The organism is Asticcacaulis aquihabitans (assembly GCF_032490435.1).
Lineage (GTDB): Bacteria > Pseudomonadota > Alphaproteobacteria > Caulobacterales > Caulobacteraceae > Asticcacaulis.
Window position 1 is genome coordinate 378,277 of the sequence record NZ_JAVGWM010000003.1, and the last position, 25,110, is coordinate 403,386.

The following is a 25,110-nucleotide window of genomic DNA, read 5'->3' on the forward strand; positions in this document are numbered from 1 at the left end:
CATGCGCCTCGATCCCCATTTTCAGCTGATCGAGGGCGAAGCGGTTACGTCCGGGGCGGATATTGCGCCGCGTTCGGCGTCCATTATCGACGTCAGACAAAGCGCTGTGCGCGACCTGATCGCGGGTTTGGCCGCAGAAGGCGACCTCTATGTTCTGCGCGATGCGTCGGTGCCTCCGCCGTCGGTGGATAGGGACGCGGGACAGGTCTGGTTACAAACCTCTGGTACGACCGGTATTCCGAAATGGGTCGGGCATGCCCGTGACGCCTTGAGTGCCCGCATTGCTCCGGGGACGCCGGGTGATACCGCTCGCTGGCTCCTGACCTTCAATCCGGGTAGCTTTGCCGGAGTTCAGGTCATCTTATCCGCCATGGCCGGCCCGCATGTGCTGATCGTGCCGTCACTGCACGCATCTGTTGCGGATATGGCCGATCTGGCAGTTAGAACGAACGTTACACATATCTCCGGAACGCCGACCTTTTGGCGTGCCTTTGTCATGGCGCTGGGATCGCGCCCTCTGTCCCTAAAAAGCCTCACCCTGGGTGGCGAGGCCGCCGAACAGACCTTGCTCGATATCCTGCGGAAGCGGTTTCCGGATGCGGCCCTGCGCCACATCTATGCAACCACCGAGGCGGGCACGGTGTTTTCCGTCCGAGATGGCAAGGCGGGTTTTCCGCGTGATTGGCTCAGCGGCGACCTGACGCTGACCGATCGAGGCACACTGGCCGTCCGGGGGCGCGATACGGGCGATGTGATCGAAGTGACCGCCGATCGTGTCCTGTTCAAGGGACGGATCGACGCCATGGTGAATATTGGTGGGGTGAAGGTCTATCCTGAGACGGTGGAGGCCCACCTGCTGGCCTTGCCTATCGTCCAGGAGGCGCGCGTGTCGGCCCGTCCTAACCCGGTGACGGGGCACGTTCTGGTCGCCGATATCGTGCTTAAACCAGATTCCGATTTGGCCGAAGCGCAAATCAAGGCACACTTACAAACCCTGCCGCGTGCGCAGCGCCCAGTCAGTCTGCGTTTTGTCACGCATATCGATGTGGGCGCGACGGGCAAAAAATCGAGGGTGTCATGACGACTGACCACAAATGGCTGATCGTGAGCGGTGTCAGCCGCGGATTGGGCCTGGCCCTGGCGCGCGACCTGCTGGCCCACGGTTACGGTGTGGCGGGATGCAGCACGACCTTTGGCGATGACCTGGAGGCCCTCAAGGCGGTTCATGGCGATAAGTTCCTGTGGCAGGCGGTCGATATGGCCGATACACAGGCCATCGAAGGCTTCGTCTCCGCCGCTACGACGGCGTTCGCCGGCCAGCGTCTGTGGGGCGTGGTGAACAATGCCGGCATGTCGGTCGAAGGCATTCTCTCGACCCTGCCTGTCAGCGATATCGAGCAGGTTCTTCAGGTCAATCTGACCGGCGCCATCTGTCTGACCCGGTCCGTCTTGCGCCGGATGATGAGGACGCGCAAATCGGGACGTATCATCAATATTTCTTCAATTACGGGCCTGCGCGGCTATACCGGTCTGACCGCCTATGCGGCGTCGAAAGCAGGACTTGATGGCTTTTCCCGCGCCCTGGCGCGCGAAGTTGGCCGTATCGGCATTACGGTCAATTCGGTCGCGCCGGGCTACATGAAAACCGCCCTGTCGGAAGGCCTGGACGACCGGCAACTGGACCAGATCGTGCGCCGCACGCCGCTTAACCGCTTATGCGAACTGGCCGATGTCGTCCATCTCGTGCGCTTTCTGGTATCGGAAGAGGCAGGCTTCATCACGGGCCAGACGCTTGTCGTCGATGGCGGCCTTACCTCATGAAACGAGCGCATTGATGGTCACCTTTTCCACCCGCGCCCCGAAACTTTGTGGCATCGTCACCGCCCTACCGGAGACGGTCAGCGAAAACGCCGACCTGGGCGTCACCTTTGGCGTGGACGCCATGGCCAAGATCATGTCGGTGACCGGCATCGAACGGCGACCGATATCCGCGCATCATACGGTCAGCGATCTGGGCCAGGCGGCGGCGGCGCAACTGATTGAGAGGCTGGGCTGGGACACTGCCAGTATCGGTCTGTTGATCGTGATTACTCAGACGCCGGATTATCCTCTGCCGTCAACGGCCTGTATCCTGCAAAACCGTCTGAAGCTGGGCATGCATACGGCGACCTTTGACTTGGCGCTGGGCTGTTCCGGCTACGGGTACGGCCTGTCTGTCGCGAATGCGATGATGCAGTCAGGCGGCATTACCCGGGCCCTGCTTGTCTCGGGCGATATCACCACGCGCATGATTTCGGATTCCAATCGATCACTGGCGCCGCTGTTCGGCGATGCCGTGGCGGTGACGGCGCTGGAACTGGACGACGGTGGACATATTGCCTTCGATCTGGGGTCAGATGGCTCTGGCGCCCCTTATCTGATGTCGAAAACCGGCGGGCTGGTAGCGCCGGGGCAGCCTGAGTTGTTCATGGACGGCACCCAGGTCATGGCCTTTTCCCTTAAGCAGGTCGCTCCCTCGATCGCCCGCGCCCTGGCGGCGGCCGGACGTGACATCGGCGACATCGATCACATCATCCTGCATCAAGCAAACGCCATGATGCTCAAGACCCTGGGGCAGAAGATCAAGGCGCGGGAGGACCAACTGGTCTATGCCATACGCGACTTCGGCAACACCTCGTCCACCTCAATTCCTCTGGCCATATGCGATCATCTGAACCGGGTAGCGCCGCAGCCTGACCTGTCGCTTTTGCTGTGCGGTTTCGGCGTCGGCTGGTCATGGGCGACGACCGTATGGCAAACGCCTTCGCCGGTCTGCCACGACATCATTCGGGTGGCCTAGAATTTTATTTTTTCGCACTTTTTAATTCGAAAAGTGCGTCACACTCTTCGGAAAGTGCTCCAGACATGCGGCTGTTGATCCGTACCGAGGCGTCACCTCAGATCGGCATGGGCCATTTCATGCGCTGTTTCGCCATTGCCGAAACGGCGCGCACGCACGATATCCCCGTGACCTTCCTGCTCAATGAAGTGGGGGATGCGGTGTTGGCGAGGTTGCATGACATCGGCGCTGAGGGTGTGGCCGTGTGCGGTTCCCCCGGTTCGGCGGCGGACTTCATGGCCATGGGCGCGCTGAACCTGTCTCGCGACCGAGACTGGCTGTTGATCGACAGCTATCAGGTTACGGAAGACTATCTGACGCTCCAGACTCCCGCTGCTCGGGTAGCGGTGATCGACGACATGAACGCCCTGGCACGCTACGATTGTGACCTGATCATCAATCCGGCGCAGGCGGCGCGCCGGATTGACTATGAACGCAAGACCTCAGCGCGGCTGTGCCTAGGGCCCGATTACGCCTTAATCCGTAAGGAATTTCTGCAACATAGCGATGACGCGTACGATGGCGGCTTCATCGCGATACTGTTCGGCGGCAGCGACCCGTTGCAACTGAGTGGCCGATGCGCGCGCCTCTTGCGTGAGACCCTGCCGGATACGCCGATCCGAATTATTGCCGGGCCGGCAAATATCCATTCCGCCGATTTGATGGCGTTAGAACAAGAGTTAAACGCTGTGTCCGTTGTGCAAAGTCCGGCCAGCGTGGCGCAAGCCCTTTGTGGCGCGTCCTTGGTGCTGACGGCGGCCGGTGGCAGTGTGGGTGAGATTGCTGCCATGGGGTTGCCGGCGCTTGTTTTGGTCGTTTACGACAACCAGGCGTCGGCCCTCAAAGCCTGCCCGTACCCGGTCATCGATGCCCGCACGGGCTTGCCGGAAGGTTTAGGCAGTGAAATCAAAAAGCTTATAAATGACCCGGCCCGCCGCGCCGATATTGCGCAGCACGCGCATGCCGTGGTCGACGGAAATGGGCCGCAACGCATTGTGGAGGTGATGAAAAATGTATGAGTTCCTGTCCTACCGGCCGGTCGTACCCGGTGATGCCCGCTTGTTATTGGACTGGCGCACGGCCCTCCACATCACAAAATACATGCTGACGGATGTGCCCTATGATATCGCGCGTCAGGAACGGTGGATCGCGGCGTGCAATGCGCGCGATGACTACGAGCATTGTGTTATTCGGATTGAAGGTCGCGACGTCGGCTATGCGTCGATCACCGTCACCGACAAGCGGTCGAGCATAGGCGAAATCGGCGTCTATATTGGTGACAGTTCGGCGCCGAAAGAACTAACGGCCTACAACTTCGTAGGCACGCTCAATCATGCCTTCTTCACCATGGGGCTGCATAAGCTGGTCAACCATGTCGTCGACTGGAACGACCGGACGGTCCGTGCGCAGGCATTCAATGGCTATCGCCATGTCGGCGTGCTGAAAGACCATGCGTTGAAGGACAGCATTCGCCACGACCTGCATATTTTCGAGCAGACAGCGGCGGAGTGGGCGGCCTTCCGAAAAAAATTTCGTGATACCCGTAACTGGTGGGGCGAAGAGACCGTATATAGAGGCCTATGAAGGAGCGTCCTATGAGTAAATCCAGCCTGGGTTTCGACCTGACACCGCCTACGCCGCAACAGATTCAGGACCTGGCTGCGCGCCTGGATCCCGAAGCACGTCGCATCCTGCTTGACCACGGCACCGAGCCGCCATTTTGCGGCAAGTTCGACGAGTATGAGGATGAAGGCACCTATATCTGCAATCTGTGCGACCTACCGCTATTCGACAGCCACGCCAAGTTCCATTCGGGATCGGGGTGGCCCAGCTTTTATCAGGGCATAGCTCCCGACCATATTCGCAATATCGCCGACCGGTCGCATGGCATGGTCCGCATCGAAATCCGGTGTGCCCGTTGCGATTCCCATCTTGGTCACGTGTTCGAGGACGGGCCGCGGCCAACCGGCCTGCGCTATTGCCTGAACTCGGTCGCCATGGACTTCGTCCCGGAAGGACAGCCACTGCCCGATCGCTTGGGGCGCGGGGCGCCGGAGGGCCAGCCGATCGGCGGCTAGGCATCTATTGAGTGCGTAACAAAAAAGCGGCTCCGTTAGGAGCCGCTTTTCATTTTCCGTATACGGATGGTTTCACGCCTAGACCGGCAATTGATAGGCCGTCTTGACGATGGTGTAGAATTCCTTCGCGTAGGCACCTTGTTCGCGCGGGCCGAAGGAGCTGGCCTTACGGCCGCCGAACGGGACGTGGTAATCAACGCCGGCGGTCGGCAGGTTGACCATGACCATACCCGCCTGGATGCGGCGCTTGAAGGTTTCCGCTGACTTGAGCGACTTGGTGCAGATACCGGCCGACAGGCCCATTTCCGTGTCGTTGGCGACCTTGATGGCTTCTTCCAGATCCTTGACGCGGATGACCGAGGCCACGGGACCGAAGACTTCTTCCTTATTGATCGCCATGTCGGGGGTCGTCTTGTCGATCAGGGTCGGGGCGTAATAATAGCCCGGCGTCCCGAAGGTGAGGTCTTCACCGCCAGCAACGATAGCGCCGCCTTCGGCCTTGGCCTTGGCCACCGCGTCACGGGCGATGTCGAGTTGTTCCTGGCTGGCGATCGGGCCCATCTGGACGCCATCGGCGCGGGAATCCCCCACCTTGATCGCCTTGGCGGCTTCGGCCAGCTTGGCGACGAAGGTATCGGCGATGCCTTCGGTGACAATAATCCGCGAAGATGCGGTGCAGCGGTGACCGGATGAGAAGAAGGACGAGTTCAGCACCGAATTGACGGCGTTGTCGAGGTCGGCGTCGTCGAGGACGACCACCGGGTTCTTGCCGCCCATTTCGCACTGGACGCGCTTGCCCTTGGCGACCGCTTGATCACGGACGCGCGTGCCGGTCGGCACCGAGCCGGTGAAGGAAATGGCGTCGCAGCCGTCGATCATCAACGGACCGGCGACCGAACCGCGGGCGAACACCATGTTCAGTACGCCCTTGGGCAGGCCAGCGCGGTTCAGAATGTCAGCCAGTTCCCAGGCGCAGGCCGGGGTGAGTTCGGCGGGCTTGAAGACAACTGTGTTGCCGAAGGCAATGGCCGGGGCCATTTTCCACGCCGGAATGGCAATGGGGAAGTTCCACGGGCAGATCAGACCGATGACGCCGACTGGCTCACGGGTGATTTCGACCTTGACGCCGGGACGAACCGAATCAAGCACTTCGCCGTGCGCACGCAGGGCTTCGCCAGCAAAAAACTTGAAGATGTGGCCGGCGCGGGTGACTTCGCCGATGCCTTCCGGCAGGGTCTTGCCTTCTTCGCGCGACAGAAGCGCGCCCAGCTCGGCCTTGCGGGCCAGGATTTCCGTGCCGGCGTTGTCGAGCACGTCGAAACGCTGCTGCGGCGTCGAATACTGCCACGTTTCGAAGGCGCCGCGGGCGGCCTTGATGGCGGCATCGACTTCGGATTCGCCGGCGACCGCATAGGTGCCGATGATATCATTTGTGTCGGACGGGTTGATGTCGTTGAACGTCTTTTCCGTGACGACCCATTCGCCGTTGATCAGATTGCCCTTGGTGGTCATGACCTATGGTCTCCTCGTTTACGTGGCATTATTCGGGATACGCGTGATGCGGCTCTATAGGCCGTTGTGGTAGCGCTCACAAGATGGATATTGTGCCTCCTATATAGTCAGACAAATGTTTAATGGGAAGGCCGGTAGGGATAATTTATCAGTGTATACAGGATTTTTATTTTGCACGGCGGCGGGTAATCGTAGGGTTGCGCTTTGATTTGGCGCCATGTTAGCGTGAAGGCACGAGGCGCTTTTTGGGGGATATCCGTGCAAAACAAGAGTCTGAATTTCACGACAGTAAAAGGTTTTCAGGTCAGGTTGCAGAGGTCGGGCAAGACGGTAAAGGTCCTGCTCCAGGAAGGGGATATTCAGCATAAATTCGAATTGGTTGACGTCGTTTCGGTAGGAGGCGACGAATATGTGCTGGTGGTTGACACGGGCAGCAAGATTCGGATTTCCCGGGAAAATGCCGAAAAGGCGAAGGCGCTTCTTATTTTACCTGGAAAGTCGTTCGGCATTGGCAAATGGATAGCTATTGGTGCGGCCGTCTTGTTTGGGCTGTATCTGATCGGCAGCCTTTCCGGCTCGAAAGACAAGCCGGCAACCGTGGTTGCCGCTTCATCTAGCAAACAAGCCGATTCCTCCAGCGTCCAAGTTGCGGCGTCAAGCGCCTCTTCTGTCGCCACAAATTGGCGTTATCTGACCGAAACCGATACGATGAGTGGCAAGGCGTCTCACAGCGCCGCTGTCGATAGTGAGAACACCGTCAATTTCAGCTTTCCTTACAACGGCGCTCAACACGGTGAACTGACGCTGCGCAAGCATCCCCGATACGGCAATGACGTCATTCTCAGTATGACAAAAGGACAATTCCTTTGTAATTCTTATGATGGCTGCAGCGTGCTGGTCAAATTCGACGATAAGCCGCCCGTCAAATTCACCGCTGCGGAGGCCGCTGATCACAGCACAGAAGTTCTGTTCATCCGCAATTACAAGCGGTTTTCCGAAAGTCTGCAAAGTGCCAAGCGCGTCGTGATCGAAGCGCCTGTTTACCAGGAAGGCAGCCCAGAGTTCGAATTCGATGTCAGCCGTTTCGATGCCAAACAAATGGCGGGGTCCTGATTTACTGAAACCTTGGGAAATGCCTTTTGAGATGCATTGATCTCATATGCTGGTTAAAGCCAAAACGACCGCCGAGCGGGCGGGACAGTTGAAGGCAGGCATCATGGCTATTCCGTTTATCGATCTCGGCATCCAGCGCGAACGTATCGGCGCGAAGATCGAGGACGCCGTTCTCAAGGTTATCAAGCATGGCGCCTACATCATGGGGCCGGAGGTCAAGGCGTTCGAAGCCGACATGTCCGCCTTTGCCGGCGCGAAGCATACCCTGTCCTGCGCCAACGGCACCGACGCTATCGAGCTGATCCTTCTGGGCTTGGGCGTCGGTAAGGGCGACGCTGTGTTCGTGCCCGCCTTCACCTTTGTCGCCACCGCCGAAGTCGTGCCGATGACGGGCGCCGAGCCGGTCTTCTGCGATATCCAGGCCGACACCTATAATCTCGATCCCGCCAAGGTGGAGGCTGCCATTCAGGCCGTGCAGACCGAGGGCCGGTTGAAGCCAGCCGCCATCATCGCGGTCGATCTTTTCGGTCAGCCGGCGGATTATCCTGCTTTGTCAGAGATCGCCAAAAAATACGGGCTGCATCTGATTTGCGATTCGGCGCAGGGGTTTGGCGGCACCATCAACGGTCGGCAGCCGCTGGAGTGGTGCGTCGCCACGGCGACCAGCTTCTATCCGGCCAAGCCGCTGGGCTGCTACGGTGATGGCGGCGCGGTGGCGACGAATGACGACGCGCTGATGGAGAAGATGATTTCTTTCCGGGTGCATGGCGGCGCGACGCCAACCGATGCGGCCACGATGAACTACACGCATGAAGCCAAATATCTCAATGTCCGTATCGGCATGAATTCGCGTCTGGACAGCATCCAGGCGGCCGTCCTGATCGAGAAGCTGGCTATCTTCGCGGAGGAAATAGACCTGCGCCAGACCGTAGCCCGGCGCTACAATGAACGCCTGGGCGGAAAGGTTATATCGGTGCCGCACGTCCGCGACGGATACGTGTCGACCTGGGCGCAATATACCATCGAGCATCAAAACCGGGATGCTTTGCAGGCGCACCTGCGCGCTAAGGGCGTCCCGTCTGCGGTCTATTATCCGATCCCTCTGCATCAGCAGCCAGGGTACGCCATGTTCACGTCGGGAACGGGTGATCTGGTGGTATCGGAAGCCAAGTCGAAGACGGTGATCAGCTTGCCGTTCAGTCCCTATCTCGATGCGGCGACGCAGGATGAGATCGTTGCGGCGGTCCTGTCGTTCGAAAATCAGGGATAGGTCGGCGCGCAGGATATTGGCTTGAATATGCCATTTACGCCCTTTGCTTGACGCCGTTGCGCGAGTTTGTGGCATCTTGTCGGAAAATTTCTCAAATTTAGTCGGCTTGCCGGTAAAATTTGTCTTTTCAAGCCGATAATCTTCCGCTATGGACAAAAAATACCCCTACTTCGCGTGTGCAAAACACGGGCTTATGCTCCGTGGTGCGCCGGATGTGTGTTTGGGTGGCGATTTGTTATTTTTGGGGTGACGGGAAAACATGGCGCTTATTCAGTCAGGCACGAATGTCGTGGCGGCAGCTCCCAAGCTGCTGGCGCATCAGGCTGTACTGAGCCTGAATGCCGGCGATACGGCGTGGATGATCGTAGCCACCGCCCTGGTCCTGTTCATGACCTTGCCAGGCCTGGCCTTGTTTTACGGCGGCATGGTTCGCAAGAAGAACCTTCTATCAACTTTGGCGCAATCGGTGGCGGTCACGGTCATCGCGACGGTGTTGTGGATTCTGATCGGTTATAGCCTGGCATTTGGTGTCGGCGGCGGAAATGCCGATAGCGTCATAAACAAGATCGTCGGCGGCTTCGATATCGCCCTGCTGAACGGCGTCAAGCTCGACACGGCGTACAAAGCCGCGCCGAACCTGCCGGAATATCTCTGGATCGCTTACCAGATGACGTTTGCCATCATAACGCCCGCCCTGATCGCCGGGTCGATCGTCGAGCGCATGAAATTTTCCGCCTTCTGCCTGTTCATTGCCCTGTGGTCTGTGCTCGTCTATGCGCCGGTCTGCCACTGGGTGTGGGGCGGTGGTTTCCTTGGCGCCATGGGCGTGCTGGATTTCGCCGGTGGCGCGGTGGTACATGTCAATTCCGGTGTTGCGGGTCTGGTCGCCTGTCTGGTGCTTGGCAAGCGCAAGGGCTTCGGCCGTGACAATATGGCCCCGCATAATCTCGGCTACACCATGATCGGTGCTTCGATGTTGCTCTTCGGCTGGATCGGTTTCAATGCCGGTTCGGAATGGGCAGCCGATAGCCGCGCTTCGGTGGCCATGCTAAATACCATCGTCGCCACCATGACCGGCGCCATCGGCTGGATCGTGCCGGAATGGTGGGAACGCAAACAGCCAACCCTGCTGGGCATGGTCTCTGGTATGATCGCTGGCCTGGTCGCCATCACGCCGGCGGCGGGTTTCGTGACGCCGGGCGGCGCCATGTTGATTGGGCTGATCACAGGCCCCGTCTGCTACGTGGCATCGACCTATATAAAGAATATATTCAAATACGATGACTCGCTCGACGCCTTCGGCGTCCATGCGGTCGGCGGATTTACCGGCGCCCTGCTGACAGCGGTCTTCGCCAATACAGCTATAAATCCGGCGGGGGCGGGTGCCTCGGTACTCAAACAGTTTATTGGCCTGGTAGTGGTCATAGGCTGGAGCGCCATTCTCACCTACCTCATTCTCATGGTCTGCAAGTTTACAACAGGCCTGCGAGTAACAGAGGAAGAGGAGATCGAGGGCCTCGATCAATCGCAGCACGGGGAGACCCTGCACGGATAAAGTCAAAAGGCTGAAAGGCTGGACTGAAGTTTCCCCCTCGCGATTGATCTCCAGGCCCACCCCACACGGGGCGGCCGCGGGACCAACCGAGGGGGTTCGCATGTCAGAGGCTTATGCGACCGCGGCAAACTGGTTACTTTAGAAACAACAACGGCAAATATGTCATCTGTGGTAAAAAAGCTGACAGACCCTTGCCGGAACTGAGATTTGAACTTTTCTTCGGGGGCGTTTTACGCTTTTAGCACCTGCGAAGAGTACCGGGCCTGAAAAGGTCGTTTTGAGTAGAAAAGGGTGATCGTATGGATACGAACCGTTTCGTGATTGAAGTCAAAAAGACGCCGTCGAAGACAGATGCGAAGACACGCATCGAGAACTTCAACGAAATCTACGCCGACTTCAAACCGACACAGGCCTCGCATCAGGCATCGCGCTGTGCGCAATGCGGCGTCCCCTTCTGCCAGCACGGCTGCCCGTTGTCGAACAACATCCCCGACTGGCTGCGCCTGACCGCCGAAGGCCGTCCGCAGGAGGCTTGGGAGCTGTCGTCGGCCACCTCGACCCTGCCGGAAATCTGCGGCCGCATTTGCCCACAGGATCGCCTGTGTGAAGGGTCATGCGTGCTGGAGCAGTCCGGCTGGCAGAACGTCACCATCGGCAGCGTTGAGCGGTATCTCGGCGACATGGCCTTTGAAAACGGCTGGATCGAACCGATCGTGCCGGAAACCGAGCGGTCGCAATCCATCGCCATCATCGGCGCGGGTCCGGCGGGCATCGCCGCCGCCGACCGTCTGCGCACCTTAGGTTACAAGGTCACCATCTATGACCGCTATGACCGTGCCGGCGGCCTGCTGGTCTATGGCATTCCCTCGTTCAAGCTGGAAAAGCACGTCGTGGCGCGCCGCACCGACCGTCTGGCGCAGTCCGGTGTGGAGTATGTCATGAACTGCGATATTGGCACCGATATCACCTTTGACGACCTGCGCGAAAAGCATGACGCCATCCTGGTCGCCACCGGCGTCTATAAGGCACGTCGCCTGAGCGTGCCGGGATGCGGCTCAAAAGGCGTGGTCGCCGCTCTGGACTATCTGATTACCTCGAACAAGGTCGGCTTCGGCGACCAGATCGAAGACTTTGCCAACGGCCGGCTCGACGCCAATGGCAAGCATGTCGTCGTCATTGGTGGCGGCGATACGGCTATGGACTGCGTGCGCACGGCAACCCGCCAGGGCGCCAAGTCAGTTACCTGCGTCTACCGCCGCGACCGCGCCAATATGCCGGGCTCCGACCGTGAGGTCGCCAATGCCGAGGAAGAAGGCGTGCGTTTCGAATGGCTGTCGGCCCCCAAGGCGGTGCTCGGTGATGCCGAAACGGTCGAAGGCCTGAAGATCCAGCGCATGCGCCTGACAACCCCGGACGCACAAGGCCGTCAGGGTGTCGAGGATATCCACGGCAACGAAGCCGATCTCCCCGCCGACCTGATCATCGAGGCACTAGGCTTCGAACCGGAAAACATGCCGCTGATGTTCAATGAACCGAAGCTGGAAGTGACCCGCTGGGGTACGCTCAAGACCATGGCTGGCGAATTTTCCACCACGGTCAAGGGCGTCTTCGCCGCCGGCGACATCGTGCGGGGGGCCTCGCTCGTCGTATGGGCGGTCCGTGAAGGCCAAGACGCCGCCGCCGACATCCACCATTATCTTCAAACCGAACTCCTCGTTCCGGCCAACGCCAACGATGACGCTTCCTACGCGCTGGGAGCCGCGGAATAATCATGACCCATTTTGACTCGTACGCCCACTATCAAAACCAACGTCAACGTCTCATCGACGGCCATGCCTATGATCCGGAATCGGAAATCTCGGCGTGCGGCGTCGGTGTCGTCTGCGCCATCGACGGCAAGGAACGCCGTGATGTCGTCGAACTGGCGGTCAAGGCGCTGAAGGCCTTATTCCACCGCGGTGCGGTCGATGCCGACGGCAAGTCTGGCGATGGCGCCGGCATCATGATCAATGTGCCGCAGGAATTCTTCCGCGAGCAGGTCGAACGTATCGGCCACAAGCCGCGTCCCGGCCCGATCCTGGTTGGCCAGGTCTTCCTGCCGCGTGCCGATCTGGGCGCCCAGGAAGCCGCGCGAACCATCGTCGAATCCGAAGTCCTGCGCTCCGGCTTTTTCCTCTATGGCTGGCGCCAGGCGCCCGTGGATGTCGCTCAACTTGGCGAACGCGCCTCGGCCACCCGCCCGGAAATCGAACAGATCATGATGGCAGCCCCGGCGGGCCTGGAAGGCGAAGCTCTCGAACGCGCCATGTTCCTGTGCCGCCGCCGCATCGAAAAGCGGGTCGATGACGCGCACATCAACGATTTCTACCTGTGTTCCTTCTCGGCCAAGACCCTGATCTACAAAGGCATGTTCCGTGCTGAACTGGTCGACGATTTCTATCTTGACCTGAAGGACCCGCGTTTCGTCTCGTCGGTGGCCATTTTCCACCAGCGTTTCTCGACGAACACCTTCCCGGAATGGCGCCTGGCGCAACCCTTCCGCATGTTGGCGCACAATGGTGAAATCAACACCCTGCGCGGCAACATCAACTGGATGAAGTCGCACGAAATTCGCATGGCGGCGACGACCTTCGGCGGTGACGCCAGCGACGTGAAGCCGGTGATCCAGCCGCGCGGCTCGGATTCGGCGGCGCTCGACAATGTCTTTGAACTGCTCGTCCGTGCCGGACGGTCTGCCCCTATGGCCAAGGCCCTCCTGATCCCCGAAGCCGCCGGCAAGGACGTGACGGTATCGGAATCGAACAAGGCGCTGTACGCCTACTGCAACGCCGTCATGGAACCGTGGGACGGCCCGGCCGCCATCTGCGCCACCGACGGCCGCTGGGTCATCGCGGGCAAGGACCGCAACGGCCTGCGCCCGCTGCGCGTTACTGAAACCAAGGACGGCCTGCTGATCGTCGGTTCGGAAGCCGGCATGACCGGCGTGGCGGATGAACGCGTCACCCGCCGCATCCATATCGCGCCCGGGCGCATGATCGCGGTCGACCTGCAGGATGGCAAGCTCTATTCCGAAAGCGAAATCATCGATCAACTGGCCCAGAAGCACGATTACAAGGGCTGGCTGGAAAACATGGTCGAGCTTGAGCCCCTGATCGCGCCGGGGCCTGAGCCGCGGCAGTATCAGGGCGAAGAACTGCATCGCCGTCAGATCGCGGCCGGCTTCACCCTGGAAGACCTCGACAGCGTCCTCGATCCCATGGTCAAGGACGGCAAGGAAGCCATCGGCTCCATGGGCGACGATACGCCCCTGGCCGTCCTGTCGGAACAGTGGCGCCCGTTGGCCCACTATTTCCGTCAGAACTTCGCCCAGGTGACCAACCCGCCGATCGATCCGCTGCGTGAATCCCAGGGCATGTCCCTCAAGACGCGCTTCAAGAACCTCGGCAACATCCTGGCGGAAGACGAAGCCCAGACCGATGTGTTCGTTCTGGAATCGCCGTTCCTGACAACCTTGATGTATGAGCGTATGGTCACGTTCGACAATGTCGGCCACGTCGCTAAGCTCGACTGTACTTTCCCCGTGCCGCATGAAGACGCTGTCCCGGGCGCTGCCCTGTCGCGGGCGCTAGAAAGCCTGCGTGACGACGCCATCTCGGCTGTCGCCAATGACAAGGCCAGCATGATCGTCCTGACCGACGAAGCGCTGGGCGCAGACCGTCTGGGCGTCCCCATGATCCTGGCCGCCGCGGCCGTGCATTCGCGCCTGGTGCAAAAGGGTCTGCGTTCGTTCGTGTCTATTGTCGTGCGCACGTCGGAAGCCATGGACCCGCATGCCTTCGCCGTTCTGGTCGGGGTTGGCGCTACAGCCATCAACCCTTATCTGTCGCTCGAATTGCTGCAGGAACGCCTGGCCCAGGGCCGCTATCCCGGCCTGGATGAGCACAAGGCCTTCCTGAACTACAAGAAGTCCATCGAAGCCGGTCTGATGAAGATCCTGGCCAAGAAGGGCATCAGCGTCATTTCGTCCTATCGCGGCGGTTACGAATTCGAGGCGCTCGGCCTGTCGCGCGCCCTCGTTGCCGAATATTTCCCCGGTGTGACCTCGCGCATTTCCGGCATAGGGCTGTCCGGCATCGAACAGAAGCTGACCAAGCTGCATCTCAGCGCCTGGGCCAAGAAGCCGGTTACTCCGATCGGCGGTTTCTACAAGATGCGTGCGGCCGGTGAAACGCACTATTACCAGCCGAAGCTGATCCACCTGCTTCAGGACGCGACGACGCGCGACGACTATGAAGTCTTCAAGAAGTATTCGGGCCTGATCGCCGACATGTCGAAAAAGGCGCCCACCGCGCCGCGTGATCTGCTGGCCTGGGAAGGCAAGGCGCCAGCCATCGCCATCGAGGAAGTCGAAAGCGTCAACGAAATCCGCAAGCGTTTTGTTACGCCCGGCATGTCGCTCGGTGCCCTATCACCGGAAGCGCACGAGACCCTCAATATCGCCATGAACCGCATCGGTGCCCGTTCGGTATCGGGTGAGGGCGGGGAAGACCCAGAGCGTTATCACCGTCGTCCTAACGGTGACAATCCGAACTCGGCCATCAAGCAGATTGCCTCGGGCCGTTTTGGCGTTACCGCCGAATATCTCAACAACTGCCGCGAGATCGAAATCAAGGTCGCCCAGGGCGCCAAGCCCGGCGAAGGCGGCCAGTTGCCCGGCTTCAAGGTCACGGAATTCATCGCCCGCATGCGTCACTCGACGCCAGGTGTTGGCCTGATCTCGCCGCCGCCGCACCACGACATCTACTCGATCGAAGACTTGGCGCAGCTTATCTACGATCTGAAGCAAATCAATCCGCGTGCCCGCGTCACGGTTAAGCTGGTGTCCCAATCGGGCATCGGCGCGGTCGCCGCCGGCGTGGCCAAGGCCAAGGCCGACGCCATCCTCGTCGCAGGCAATGTCGGCGGCACCGGCGCATCGCCCCTGTCATCGATCAAGTTCGCCGGCTTGCCGTTCGAACTGGGCCTGTCCGAAGCCCATCAGGTCCTGACCCTGAACAATCTGCGCGGCCAAATCCGCCTGCGCGCGGACGGTGGTATGCGTACCGGCCGTGACATTGTCATCGCCGCCTTGCTGGGGGCCGAAGAGTTTGGCATCGGTACGGCGTCTCTGGTGGCTATGGGCTGTCTGATGGTGCGTCAGTGCCAGTCGAACACTTGCCCGGTCGGTGTTTGCGTTCAGGATGAGCGCTTGCGCGCCAAGTTCACCGGCACGCCGGAAAAGGTCATCAACCTGTTCACCTTCATTGCCCGTGAAGTGCGTGAAATCCTTGCGTCGCTCGGTTTGCGTTCGCTTCAGGAAGCGGTTGGACGCACCGACCTGCTGCAGCAGATATCGCGCGGTGGCATCCATCTCGACGATCTCGACCTGAACCCGCTGCTCGTTCGCGTCGATCTCGATCCGGGCGCGACGATCACGGCGGCGGACGAGATCAACGAAGTGGCCGATACGCTGGACGCCCAGATCGTCCGCGATGCCGCCTATATGTTGGAGCGCAAGGAAAAGATGCAATTGACCTATGACGTGCGCAACACTATGCGCGCTGTGGGCACTCGCACCTCGTCGCATATTGTCAGCAAATACGGCAACACGCTCGATGAGGGCCACCTTAAGCTCGAACTGCTGGGCTCGGTCGGTCAGTCACTCGGTGCGTTCGCCGTCAAGGGCCTGACGATCAACCTCATCGGCGAGGCCAACGACTATGTCGGCAAGGGCCTGTCCGGTGCCACCATCGTCATCCGTCCGAAGGCCTGGCAGGAAAACCAGGCCCTGGCTGGCAACACCCTGCTGTATGGCGCCACCTCGGGTCAGCTCTATATCGCCGGTACCGTTGGCGAACGCTTCGCCGTGCGTAACTCCGGCGCGACGACGGTGGTCGAAGGCGTCGGTGCGCACGGTTGTGAATACATGACCGGCGGCGAAGTCGTCATCCTCGGTAAGGTCGGCGCCAATTTCGGCGCAGGCATGACCGGTGGCGTCGCCTACGTCTACGATCCGGACCAGACTCTCGCCAGCTACGTCAATCCCGAAGGCATTACTCTGCGTGGCGTTCCTGACGCCAATGTTGAGCGGCTGAAGGCCTTGGTTACGGCGCATCTTGACCGGACGGCTTCACCCCGCGCTCAGGCCATACTGGACGACTGGGACAATAGCCTGAAAGCCTTTGTCGAGGTCATGCCGAACGAGATACTGGCTATCCAGCAAAAGCAGGCTAAGTCGGCCTGAGACTACAGAATACAGGCTAGTTAGGTATAATAAACGAGGCGGCTTTTCGGGGCCGCCTTTTTCATTATCAGCGCCAGACGTCAATAACGAGATATTAAGCGTTTTCTTTGCTTACTGAAATCGGAGACAAGCAAGGGGAATTTTATGTCCAGACGCGTCCTCATATTGGAAGACAGCCGGACCCAGGCCATTATCATCAGCAAGATGTTTCAGCGGGCTGGCTATGAGGCCATTTGTGTCGTTGACCAGGCGGATGCTCTGGCACAGTTGCGCACCCAATCCTTCGGCTTGCTGGTGCTGGACGTCTTTATCGAAGCGCGCAATACGCTCGACGATCTGGAGGTGTATCGCGAAATGGCGCCTCAGGTGCCTATCGCCATCATGACCGCTGGCCAGATTGACAATCCAGATGCTGGCGCAACGGCGTTGAACAAGGCGCGACGGGCACGCGTCAACTTCCTGCTGCCTAAGCCCTTTTTCTATGATGACGTGAAGCAGGTGTGCGAAGACGTCGATGCCTTCTGGACGCGAAACGGGGCCGAAAACTCCCTTTCGGCGGCCGGATAGGCCGCGCATATGACCCTTGCCGCCGCGCCCAAATCCGAACCTGAATTCGATCCGATGCTTCAGACGGCCATGCGCACGTCTGAGGAATTGGTTTCCCTCATGAATGCCTTCTTTGTCCGGCTCGATACCCGTCGCTCAGGGGATTTCATCTCCATTGCCGACGAAATCAACAAGGCCAAGAGCGAAATCCGTTCGCTGCGGCCCCAGGACATTTCCGAAACCCGGCTGCCGACCGCCGGCGCAGAATTGCTGGCCATCACGCGCGATACGGAAAACGCGACAAATGTCATTATGACGGCTGCCGAAACCATGCTGGGCCTGGACGCCTCTGCGCCTGACGTCAAGGACCGTGTCGATGACGAGGTGATGAAGATTTTCGAAGCCTGCTCGTTTCAGGACATTACCGGCCAGCGTGTTTCGAAGATTGTTCAGGTCTTGACCCAGATAGAACAACGCGTCAGTCGGCTGGCAGAAGCGATCGGCCTTGATGACGCCTCCCCGCCTGAATTGACGGCGGAAGAAAAACGCCAGCGCGATCTGCTGCTGAACGGCCCGGCGATAGGCGGTCCAGAGACGCAGCAGGCGGACATCGATGACCTGTTTAGCGCAGACGCCACGTCCTCCGATGCAGATAAACTAAATTCTCAGGACGATATCGACGCCTTGTTCGACTAGTCGTCGAGTGCATGAAACAAAAATGTGATTTCATCGTACGGTTGCGTATGCTTAGTTTGATGCGGACTATTTCGATGTAATCAAGTGACCAACTGGAGAGCGGCATGAGCGCGATCTCAACTCATCGCGCCGGCTATGGACCGGAGGTGACAGGCATGGACCCGCCCAGCATTCTCATTGTCGACGATCGTTGGCAGAATCTTCTGGCTACCGAAGCGCTCCTGAAACCCCTCGGGGCGGTCATGGTCACGGCGGATTCCGGCGAAAAAGCCCTCGATCTGGTGCTGCAACGCGAATTTGCCCTTGTATTGATGGACGTTCAGATGCCGGGGATGGACGGGTTCGAAACCGCCCGTCTCATGAAGACGAGGCCATCCATGAGCGGCGTCCCCATATTGTTCGTCACTGCGATCAGCAAGGAAGATCATTTCGCTACCGAAGCCGCCGGCATTGGTGCTGCCGATTATATCTTCAAGCCCTTTAATCCGGAATTGATGAAGAGCAAGGTCAAGGTCTTCCTCGATCTCTATCTCCAGCGCCAGCAGATTCTCAAGCTCAATGCCACCCTGCGCCAATCCAACGAGGAATTGGAACGCTTTGCTTACGTGTGTTCACACGATATGCAGGAGCCGGCGCGCATGATGCACGCCTTCGCCGGCATTTTGGCGGAGGAAGCGGCGGGCCAGCTTGACGAAGCCAATATGACCCATGTTCGCTATATCCGCGACAATGCCGTCCGTATGCAGACGATGATTAGGGACATCCTCGGCTTTTCCAGAATTGGCCGGGAAGAGGTCAAGCTGGAATCTGTGGATGTTCAGGCCGTTCTGGATGACCTCATGCCGGATTTTCAGGATGTCATTGCTGAAAAGCAAGCGCTCATCACCGCAGGAGCTCTCCCCGTCGTTGAGACCAGCCCCACCTTGATGCGCATTCTGTTGCAGAACCTGATCGGTAACGCCCTTAAGTTCCAGGATGGAACGCGCAAGCCGGAGATTACTATCACCGCAATGCGGGAAACGCGGGGCCGGTCGACGGATAGGCCGATGTGGCGGTTTGACGTGACGGACAACGGTATCGGCATCGATCCCGTCTTTCATGAGCGTATTTTCCAGATTTTCCAACGTCTGCACAGCTTCGACGACTATGTCGGCACAGGTATTGGCCTGTCGACTTGCCGTAAGTTCCTGCGGCTGTGCGGTGGCGACATCACTGTGCGCTCCAAGCCGGGCGAGGGCAGTACGTTCAGCTTTACCTTACCGGCCTAGGGTGCGCCTCGCCTGCCGCAATTGCTCGGAAGCGGCGAGGTCCTGGGCCAGGCCAATGACCTGATCCGCGGTCAGGCTCGATGCCTCGAGTCCGCCGGTAAGGCCATGGCGGGCATAGATATCTTGCGCTTCCGGCGATCGTATGAATCCGCCCATCGCCCAGTCCGGAAAGGCGCGGTCGCCCATATCCCGGGCTTCAATCACGGTAGGCCGACTGTGGCGGGGATCGTTGCAGATCCGCAGGTAGGTGTCTTCCACCGCGCCGCGTTCCCCTTCCAGAACCTGAACGAAACTCGATTTATCGAAAATCAGAAAGCCCGTTATGCCGTTGCGGTAATTGTTGGTTTCCGACACCGAGAGGATGTCTCTGATCGTGCTTAAGCCGCTGGCGCTAACGGTGTAGCGGCTATGATAAATAATCTGGAACATGGCATTGCGGCTGGAGGGATGGGCTATAACAACACCTAGGGCGCCAAATATTGAGAGCGCGTTAAGGCCGTTTTTCGGCGCGCACCTCATTGAAATTTTATTGCGAAATGTGGATTTTCCAGCGGGAAATGCCTTTTCGGAGACGACTTATGAAGCCCAATCGCCTTGTTTTTCCCCTTGTTGTGCTCGGTAGCGCAGCGGTGGCCCTGACCGCCTGCGCCAGCCTTGCGTCTTTGGGGCCTGTTGGCAATCCGTCCGTTCCTCAGCCGCAGAAACCGGTAGATCTCGAACAATATGCCGGCTTGTGGTACGAGGTCGGCCGCTATGAAAACCGCTTTGAAAAAGACTGTGAAGGTGTCACGGCCGAATATCGCGCCCGTCCGGATGGGCTGATCGATGTCATAAATTCCTGTCACAAGGGTGGCCTCAGTGGCCCGGTCAAAACATCGCACGGTAAGGCCAAGGTGCTCAGCGGTAGCGATAACGCCAAGCTGAAGGTCTCTTTCTTTGGTCCATTCTATGTCGGCGATTATTGGGTGCTTGATCACGCCAGCGATTATTCCTGGTCGATTGTCGGAGAACCGTCGGGACGCTATCTGTGGCTGCTTAGCCGCGCGTCCCAACTCGACGAGATGACGCGCAACACCTTGGAGGCGCGCACACGGGAGTTGGGCTATAATTGGGACATGGTGCGCATGACGCGGCACTAAGCCAACATGGCGCCTCGGATAAGCTCGGTCGGCCCGGCTAGGCGCCACGAGTCAAAAGTCAGATGCAGGGTGTTAGGCGCGACGGCTTAGATGCCGTCACCGCCATAGATCGGGTTATGGATTCCGCATTCAACCTTTTCAGTACCGGCCCAGCGGCCCGAGCGCGCGTCTTCCCCGGCGGCGACCGGTTTGGTGCAGGTAAAGCAGCCGATAGACGGGAACCCTTGTTCGACCAGTGGATGCGGGGGCAGATCGTGGTTCTTGAAATAGGCTTCGATATCGTCCGATGTCCAGGTCGCCAGCGGATTGACCTTGAAGTGCCGACCGTCGAATTCGACAATCGGCAACCTCGCGCGGGTGGTGCTCTGGTGGCGTTTCCGGCCGGAAATCCACGCGCTGTAGCCGTCCATGAAGCGGCTTAGAGGCCGCACCTTGCGCAGATCGCAGCAGGCATCCGGGTTGGTCCGCCAAAGCGTGCCCTTGGCGTCTTCACCTGCGGCTTCGCTTTCGTCCGCCTTCAGATTAATGACGTTTTTGAGGCCCAGACGCGCTGCCAGTTCATCGCGATATTGCAGGGTTTGAAAGAAATGCCGGTCGGTATCGAGGAACAGAACGGGTAGGTCAGGCGCGATCTGTCCGACCATATGTAGTAGGGCAGCGGAATCGGCGCCGAACGATGACGACAGCGTGATATCCCCGACGAATTGCTCGTGGATCGCCTGCTGCAGGATTTCCTGCGCGGTCAGGTGTTCCCAGGCGGCGCTCAAGGCCGCGGCGCGGCCCGCACCTTCGGATGTCCTATGGTCCTTTAGTATGTCTATCAAGACCGTCATGGTCGATGTCCTTAAGCGTTGTGACGCAACGCCCATGCGGGGCGTTTGGCATCGGCCGCGCCCTGATAAAATGTCGTGAAACGCGTCTTGGCGGCGGTGATGGCACCGGCCGGATCGGAGTCCTTCACCAGAAACTCACTGAAGCCACAGCGCAGCATGTGAAAAAGTTGATCGCGCAATACGTCGCCAACGGCACGGATAGCGCCTGTATAGCCTTCTTCACGCAGAATACGTGCCGTCGAATAGCCACGACCGTCGCGATAACCGGGGAAGGCGACCTCGATCAGGGTGATCTTTTCGATAAAGGGCAGCAAAAGCCGAACATCGTCTGCCGGATTAACACGGACACCATAGTGACCGTTCAGACCGTCCAGATCCCTTAGGGCGCGATCGAATCCGAGCACATAGGGACCGTCAACGCCGGTGGTGTCTTCGTCGGACAGAAGAGTCCATCCGTCAGGGATGATATCGCCGTCAGAGGTAACAAGCTGAGGCGTATGAGATGAATTAAGCTGGCTCATGCAGCGCCTCCGCAAAGGTGTCACGGCCAAGGCGTTCGAGCGCATCGATGAAGCGCTCGGACTCATCCGTCCGCAGTTTGAGATAAAGCTGAACGACGCGCTCGATGGCGGCCGGCACGGCTTCGGCCGACAAGCCCTTGCCGGTAATCTGGCCGAGCGCGGCCTTTTCATCGGCACGTCCGCCCAGCAGGATCTGGTAGAATTCGATGCCCTGCTTATCGACGCCCAATATGCCTATGTGGCCGACATGGTGGTGGCCGCACGCATTGATGCAACCGGAAATCTTGATCTGGAGATCACCGATCTTGTCCGTCAACTCGGCGTCGGCAAAACGCTGCGATATATCCTGCGCCAGCGGAATGGAGCGAGCATTTGCCAGGGCGCAATAGTCGAGACCCGGGCAGGCGATCATGTCGGTGATCTTGCCGCCATTGGCCGTGCTGAGATTGACGGCATCAAGCTGACGATAGAGATCGTAAAGGTCGGTCTTGGCGACATGCGGCAGGATGATGTTCTGCTCATGACTGACCCGCAGTTCGCCATAGGCGAACTGGTCGGCGACGTCGGCCATGACGTCCATCTGGGCCGACGACGCATCGCCCGGCGGCAAACCGACCGGCTTCAGCGAAATCGTCACCGACACGTGGTCGTCGCGCTTATGGGCATGGGTGTTGTTCTTCACCCAGCGGGCGAAGGCGGCATCGGCAAGTTGAGCGCGTTCAAAGGCGACACGATCGAAGGCCTTGTCGGTAAACGCCGGATTGGGAAAGAAGCTCTGGATGCGGACAATTTCCGCCGACGGGGCGTCGATCTTCGCCTTATCGAGCGTGTTCCACTCCTCTTCGACCTGACGGGCATACTCTTCCGGCCCCAGGGCGGACACCAAAATCTTGATCCGTGCCTTGTAGATATTGTCGCGGCGACCGTACCGATTATAGACGCGCAGGGCGGCTTCGAGATAGCTCAGCAACTGCTCGCCGGGCAGGCCTGACTTGATCAGGTGGCCGAGGTGCGGTGTGCGGCCCATGCCGCCGCCGACATAGACGTCAAAGCCTTCCGGCTTGGCGTGCAGCCCGATATCGTGGACGCGAATAGCCGCCCGATCTTTGGTGGCGCCGGTAATCGCGATTTTGAACTTGCGCGGCAGGAAGGTGAATTCGGGATGGATCGACGACCATTGACGGATGACCTCGGCCCAGGGGCGCGGATCAGTGTGTTCATCGCGCGCGGCGCCGGCGAACTGGTCAGTCGTGGTGTTACGGATGCAATTGCCGGAGGTCTGCAACGCGTGCATCTCGACTTCGGCCAGCTCTTCCAGAATCTTCGGCGTGTCAGCCAGCTTGATCCAGTTGAATTGCAGGTTTTGACGCGTGGTGAAATGGCCAAAATCGCGATCATAGGTGCGGGCAATGTGGGCCAGCTTGCGCACTTGCTTCGACGACAGGACGCCATAGGGCACGGCGATGCGCAACATGTAGGCGTGGAGCTGCAGGTAGAGGCCATTCATCAGGCGCAACGGCTTGAACTGGTCTTCGCTCAGTTCGCCGGACAGGCGACGCGCGACCTGATCGGCGAATTCGGCGTTGCGTTCGCGGACAAAGGTATGATCGAAGGAATCGTAAACGTACATTTCAGCTCTCGAAAATGTCGGCGCGGCCATGGGCCTGCGAAAGGGCGTCGGCGGTCTGGCCGATGGTCGGACCGTTGGCGCGGACGAATTCGCGCACCTGTTCGCGTTGCACCAGATTGCCGTCAGATGTCAGCGGGATGAGATAGGGCGCAACTACTTCCGTCTCGCGCGTCTTCCATTCGGCCAACAGGGTTTCAGCCTGTTCGTCGTCGAGGCGGGCGGCGTTGGCCGCGTCTTCGCTCCATCCGGTTCCGGTGTGCCAGAGCGTCAGACCATCCGTCAGGCGATTGGCGGTCAGTAATTTCATGCGTTTATCCTGAGGGTCTCGGTAATCACGGCCGCGGCCGTATCCTGATAGAGGCCGGCCACTTCTCCGATAATGACCAGGGCCGGGCCTTCTGGCGGCGTGGCGTGGAGCGCGTCGGCCAGCGTGCATAGCGACACTTGCATTCGGCGCTCATTCCGTCGGGTGCCGTTTTCGATGACGAGGACGGGCGTGTCGGGCATGCGCCCGTGCGACATCAGCTTGTCCGAAATGATCTTTGCCGTTGCGACACCCATATAGACGACAAGGGTGTGATGCGGCGCCGAAAGGGCCGACCAGTCGAGCATCAGCGGGTTATTTTCGCTGTCGCCGTCCTTGGCGTGGCCGGTGATGAAGGTGACGGATTGGGCATGGTCACGATGCGTCAGTGGGACGGCGGCGGATGCAGCGCATCCCAAGGCGGCCGTGACGCCCGGCGTAATATGGACATCGATCCCGGCTTGACGCAGAGCCTCCACTTCTTCGCCGCCCCGGCCGAAGACGAAGGGATCGCCACCTTTCAGGCGCACAACCCGCTTGCCCAGCCGCGCCTGTTCGACCAGCAGTTCGTGAATTTGCGCCTGCGGCACGGAATGATTAGAGCGTTCCTTGCCGACATAGAAGCGGTCGGCATCGCGCCGCGCCAGGTCCATGATTCCGTCACCGACCAGCCGGTCATAGACGATGACATCGGCTTCGCTGAGCAGGCGCAGGGCCTTGAGTGTCAGAAGCTCCGGATCGCCCGGACCGGCGCCGACCAGGTGGACCACGCCGGTACGCGGCGCGTCGATATGGGACAGGGCGAGGGCGAGCGCTTCGTCGATCCGACCGGTGCGCGCCACTTCGGCGGCGGGCGATTGTAGCAGAGTTTCCCACACGCGGCGGCGATCATCCGTGTTCGGAAAAATTTCGCGCAAGCGGGGCGAAAGTGCTGTGGCGAAGGCAGCAACATGCGTCTCGGACGGCGGGACGGCCGCCTCGATCTTGCGCCGCGTTTCACGCGCCAGGACCGGTGCGGTGCCGCCCGTGGCGACGCCAATGCTTAAAGAACCGCGGTCGATAATGGCAGGCACGTGAAAATCGCTGAGATCGGGGAAATCGACGACATTGAGTGGGGCGCGCGAGGTGCGGGCCAGGGCGGCACCTTTTTCCGCCATCGCACGGTCTTCGAACGCGACGATAATGAGCGCAGCGTCGGCCAGTTCGGCGGGTTGCGGCCAGCGCGGTAGCGCGTCAGCCAGGTCAGCCAGCGGGGCGAACAGGTGCAGGGTGGCGGGCGTGCGGCGAAGCAGGGTCAGTTTACGAGTCGCCCAGGCGCCGGCCCCGATCAGGACGACCTGACGGTTTTCCAGCGGCCATGACAGGGGCAAAGCAAGCATCGCGACAAACCAAAAGAGGGACCAGACGTCCTGGCCCCTTCAACAGGATTATATGTAGGATTTTAAACCCGTTATGAAAAGCGATGGTTTGTCGCCTTTCGCATT

General features: G+C 59.6%; 22 protein-coding genes. 15 read left to right on the top strand and 7 right to left on the bottom strand.

Annotated features, from left to right (window positions below; all coding sequences use genetic code 11):
• Nucleotide 1 precedes the first annotated feature (1 nt).
• The 6 genes from RCJ00_RS12455 to msrB all read left to right on the top strand — a co-directional run bounded on the left by RCJ00_RS12455 (nt 2) and on the right by msrB (nt 4,956).
• A complete protein-coding gene (locus RCJ00_RS12455; RefSeq protein WP_316222275.1) occupies nt 2–1,081 on the top strand; it encodes an AMP-binding protein in 1,080 nt (359 codons plus the stop codon).
• Nucleotides 1,078–1,821, top strand: coding sequence for an SDR family NAD(P)-dependent oxidoreductase (locus tag RCJ00_RS12460; protein WP_316222276.1), 744 nt, complete (start codon nt 1,078–1,080; stop codon nt 1,819–1,821). The genes RCJ00_RS12455 and RCJ00_RS12460 overlap by 4 nt, the downstream gene beginning before the upstream one ends.
• 13 nt (nt 1,822–1,834) lie before the next feature.
• Entirely contained in the window at nt 1,835–2,839 is a 1,005-nt protein-coding gene (locus RCJ00_RS12465) for a ketoacyl-ACP synthase III (RefSeq protein WP_316222277.1), read from the top strand.
• Nucleotides 2,840–2,904: 65 nt separating this feature from the next.
• Nucleotides 2,905–3,897, top strand: coding sequence for a UDP-2,4-diacetamido-2,4,6-trideoxy-beta-L-altropyranose hydrolase (pseG, locus tag RCJ00_RS12470; protein WP_316222278.1), 993 nt, complete (start codon nt 2,905–2,907; stop codon nt 3,895–3,897).
• Entirely contained in the window at nt 3,890–4,462 is a 573-nt protein-coding gene (locus RCJ00_RS12475) for a GNAT family N-acetyltransferase (RefSeq protein ID WP_316222279.1), read from the top strand. Before pseG ends, RCJ00_RS12475 begins: the two co-directional genes overlap by 8 nt.
• Nucleotides 4,463–4,473: 11 nt before the next feature.
• On the top strand, nt 4,474–4,956 hold the full coding sequence (gene msrB / locus RCJ00_RS12480) for a peptide-methionine (R)-S-oxide reductase MsrB (RefSeq protein WP_316222280.1): 483 nt from the start codon (nt 4,474–4,476) through the stop codon (nt 4,954–4,956).
• A 78-nt stretch (nt 4,957–5,034) separates the two neighbouring features.
• Here msrB and RCJ00_RS12485 read toward each other — a convergent pair whose 3' ends face one another.
• Nucleotides 5,035–6,468 carry an aldehyde dehydrogenase family protein gene (locus RCJ00_RS12485; protein ID WP_316222281.1) on the bottom strand — a complete coding sequence of 478 codons (1,434 nt, stop codon included), beginning with the start codon at nt 6,466–6,468 and terminating at the stop codon, nt 5,035–5,037.
• Between the two features lie 204 nt (nt 6,469–6,672).
• Between RCJ00_RS12485 and RCJ00_RS12490 the strand changes: the two genes are divergently transcribed.
• The 8 genes from RCJ00_RS12490 to RCJ00_RS12525 all read left to right on the top strand — a co-directional run bounded on the left by RCJ00_RS12490 (nt 6,673) and on the right by RCJ00_RS12525 (nt 19,199).
• The gene (locus tag RCJ00_RS12490) at nt 6,673–7,581 is read left to right on the top strand and encodes a hypothetical protein (RefSeq protein ID WP_316222282.1); all 909 of its coding nucleotides are present in this window, start codon (nt 6,673–6,675) and stop codon (nt 7,579–7,581) included.
• Between the two features lie 103 nt (nt 7,582–7,684).
• Complete coding sequence (locus tag RCJ00_RS12495; RefSeq protein WP_316222794.1) at nt 7,685–8,851, top strand: DegT/DnrJ/EryC1/StrS family aminotransferase; 1,167 nt, start codon at nt 7,685–7,687, stop codon at nt 8,849–8,851.
• Nucleotides 8,852–9,110: 259 nt separating this feature from the next.
• The gene (locus tag RCJ00_RS12500) at nt 9,111–10,406 is read left to right on the top strand and encodes an ammonium transporter (RefSeq protein ID WP_316222283.1); all 1,296 of its coding nucleotides are present in this window, start codon (nt 9,111–9,113) and stop codon (nt 10,404–10,406) included.
• A gap of 299 nt (nt 10,407–10,705) precedes the next feature.
• The gene (locus RCJ00_RS12505; RefSeq protein ID WP_316222284.1) at nt 10,706–12,175 is read left to right on the top strand and encodes an NAD(P)-dependent oxidoreductase; all 1,470 of its coding nucleotides are present in this window, start codon (nt 10,706–10,708) and stop codon (nt 12,173–12,175) included.
• 2 nt (nt 12,176–12,177) lie between these two features.
• Nucleotides 12,178–16,689: a glutamate synthase large subunit gene (gene gltB, locus RCJ00_RS12510; protein ID WP_316222285.1), complete on the top strand. Its 4,512-nt coding sequence runs from the start codon at nt 12,178–12,180 to the stop codon at nt 16,687–16,689.
• A 144-nt stretch (nt 16,690–16,833) separates the two neighbouring features.
• The gene (locus RCJ00_RS12515) at nt 16,834–17,256 is read left to right on the top strand and encodes a response regulator (protein WP_316222286.1); all 423 of its coding nucleotides are present in this window, start codon (nt 16,834–16,836) and stop codon (nt 17,254–17,256) included.
• A gap of 9 nt (nt 17,257–17,265) precedes the next feature.
• Nucleotides 17,266–17,931, top strand: a complete 666-nt coding sequence (locus RCJ00_RS12520) for a protein phosphatase CheZ (RefSeq protein WP_316222288.1) — start codon at nt 17,266–17,268, stop codon at nt 17,929–17,931.
• A gap of 104 nt (nt 17,932–18,035) precedes the next feature.
• Nucleotides 18,036–19,199: a sensor histidine kinase gene (locus RCJ00_RS12525; RefSeq protein WP_316222289.1), complete on the top strand. Its 1,164-nt coding sequence runs from the start codon at nt 18,036–18,038 to the stop codon at nt 19,197–19,199.
• On the opposite strand, the gene RCJ00_RS12530 is transcribed toward RCJ00_RS12525, so the two are convergent.
• Nucleotides 19,188–19,628, bottom strand: coding sequence for a BLUF domain-containing protein (locus tag RCJ00_RS12530; RefSeq protein WP_316222291.1), 441 nt, complete (start codon nt 19,626–19,628; stop codon nt 19,188–19,190). The genes RCJ00_RS12525 and RCJ00_RS12530 overlap by 12 nt on opposite strands.
• 149 nt (nt 19,629–19,777) lie before the next feature.
• Between RCJ00_RS12530 and RCJ00_RS12535 the strand changes: the two genes are divergently transcribed.
• Nucleotides 19,778–20,338: a lipocalin family protein gene (locus tag RCJ00_RS12535; protein WP_316222292.1), complete on the top strand. Its 561-nt coding sequence runs from the start codon at nt 19,778–19,780 to the stop codon at nt 20,336–20,338.
• 86 nt (nt 20,339–20,424) lie between these two features.
• On the opposite strand, the gene RCJ00_RS12540 is transcribed toward RCJ00_RS12535, so the two are convergent.
• From RCJ00_RS12540 to cysG, 5 genes are read right to left on the bottom strand one after another with little or no spacing between them, the layout of a single operon-like run.
• Nucleotides 20,425–21,171 (bottom strand): phosphoadenylyl-sulfate reductase, encoded by a 747-nt coding sequence (locus tag RCJ00_RS12540; protein ID WP_316222294.1) that lies wholly within the window; start codon nt 21,169–21,171, stop codon nt 20,425–20,427.
• 11 nt (nt 21,172–21,182) lie between these two features.
• Complete coding sequence (locus tag RCJ00_RS12545) at nt 21,183–21,692, bottom strand: DUF934 domain-containing protein (RefSeq protein ID WP_316222295.1); 510 nt, start codon at nt 21,690–21,692, stop codon at nt 21,183–21,185.
• A complete protein-coding gene (locus RCJ00_RS12550; RefSeq protein ID WP_316222296.1) occupies nt 21,679–23,322 on the bottom strand; it encodes a nitrite/sulfite reductase in 1,644 nt (547 codons plus the stop codon). The genes RCJ00_RS12545 and RCJ00_RS12550 overlap by 14 nt, the downstream gene beginning before the upstream one ends.
• A 1-nt stretch (nt 23,323) precedes the next feature.
• Entirely contained in the window at nt 23,324–23,629 is a 306-nt protein-coding gene (locus tag RCJ00_RS12555) for a DUF2849 domain-containing protein (protein WP_316222297.1), read from the bottom strand.
• Nucleotides 23,626–25,005 carry a siroheme synthase CysG gene (gene cysG, locus RCJ00_RS12560; protein ID WP_316222298.1) on the bottom strand — a complete coding sequence of 460 codons (1,380 nt, stop codon included), beginning with the start codon at nt 25,003–25,005 and terminating at the stop codon, nt 23,626–23,628. Before cysG ends, RCJ00_RS12555 begins: the two co-directional genes overlap by 4 nt.
• Nucleotides 25,006–25,110 lie beyond the last annotated feature (105 nt).

Coding starts and splice junctions, on each gene's coding strand:
- RCJ00_RS12455 (WP_316222275.1), top strand. CDS start 2: ATGCGCCTCGATCCCCATTTTCAGCTGATCGAGGGCGAAGCGGTTACG.
- RCJ00_RS12460 (WP_316222276.1), top strand. CDS start 1,078: ATGACGACTGACCACAAATGGCTGATCGTGAGCGGTGTCAGCCGCGGA.
- RCJ00_RS12465 (WP_316222277.1), top strand. CDS start 1,835: ATGGTCACCTTTTCCACCCGCGCCCCGAAACTTTGTGGCATCGTCACC.
- pseG (WP_316222278.1), top strand. CDS start 2,905: ATGCGGCTGTTGATCCGTACCGAGGCGTCACCTCAGATCGGCATGGGC.
- RCJ00_RS12475 (WP_316222279.1), top strand. CDS start 3,890: ATGTATGAGTTCCTGTCCTACCGGCCGGTCGTACCCGGTGATGCCCGC.
- msrB (WP_316222280.1), top strand. CDS start 4,474: ATGAGTAAATCCAGCCTGGGTTTCGACCTGACACCGCCTACGCCGCAA.
- RCJ00_RS12485 (WP_316222281.1), bottom strand. CDS start 6,468: ATGACCACCAAGGGCAATCTGATCAACGGCGAATGGGTCGTCACGGAA.
- RCJ00_RS12495 (WP_316222794.1), top strand. CDS start 7,685: ATGGCTATTCCGTTTATCGATCTCGGCATCCAGCGCGAACGTATCGGC.
- RCJ00_RS12500 (WP_316222283.1), top strand. CDS start 9,111: ATGGCGCTTATTCAGTCAGGCACGAATGTCGTGGCGGCAGCTCCCAAG.
- RCJ00_RS12505 (WP_316222284.1), top strand. CDS start 10,706: ATGGATACGAACCGTTTCGTGATTGAAGTCAAAAAGACGCCGTCGAAG.
- gltB (WP_316222285.1), top strand. CDS start 12,178: ATGACCCATTTTGACTCGTACGCCCACTATCAAAACCAACGTCAACGT.
- RCJ00_RS12515 (WP_316222286.1), top strand. CDS start 16,834: ATGTCCAGACGCGTCCTCATATTGGAAGACAGCCGGACCCAGGCCATT.
- RCJ00_RS12520 (WP_316222288.1), top strand. CDS start 17,266: ATGACCCTTGCCGCCGCGCCCAAATCCGAACCTGAATTCGATCCGATG.
- RCJ00_RS12525 (WP_316222289.1), top strand. CDS start 18,036: ATGAGCGCGATCTCAACTCATCGCGCCGGCTATGGACCGGAGGTGACA.
- RCJ00_RS12530 (WP_316222291.1), bottom strand. CDS start 19,628: ATGTTCCAGATTATTTATCATAGCCGCTACACCGTTAGCGCCAGCGGC.
- RCJ00_RS12535 (WP_316222292.1), top strand. CDS start 19,778: ATGAAGCCCAATCGCCTTGTTTTTCCCCTTGTTGTGCTCGGTAGCGCA.
- RCJ00_RS12540 (WP_316222294.1), bottom strand. CDS start 21,171: ATGACGGTCTTGATAGACATACTAAAGGACCATAGGACATCCGAAGGT.
- RCJ00_RS12545 (WP_316222295.1), bottom strand. CDS start 21,692: ATGAGCCAGCTTAATTCATCTCATACGCCTCAGCTTGTTACCTCTGAC.
- RCJ00_RS12550 (WP_316222296.1), bottom strand. CDS start 23,322: ATGTACGTTTACGATTCCTTCGATCATACCTTTGTCCGCGAACGCAAC.
- RCJ00_RS12555 (WP_316222297.1), bottom strand. CDS start 23,629: ATGAAATTACTGACCGCCAATCGCCTGACGGATGGTCTGACGCTCTGG.
- cysG (WP_316222298.1), bottom strand. CDS start 25,005: ATGCTTGCTTTGCCCCTGTCATGGCCGCTGGAAAACCGTCAGGTCGTC.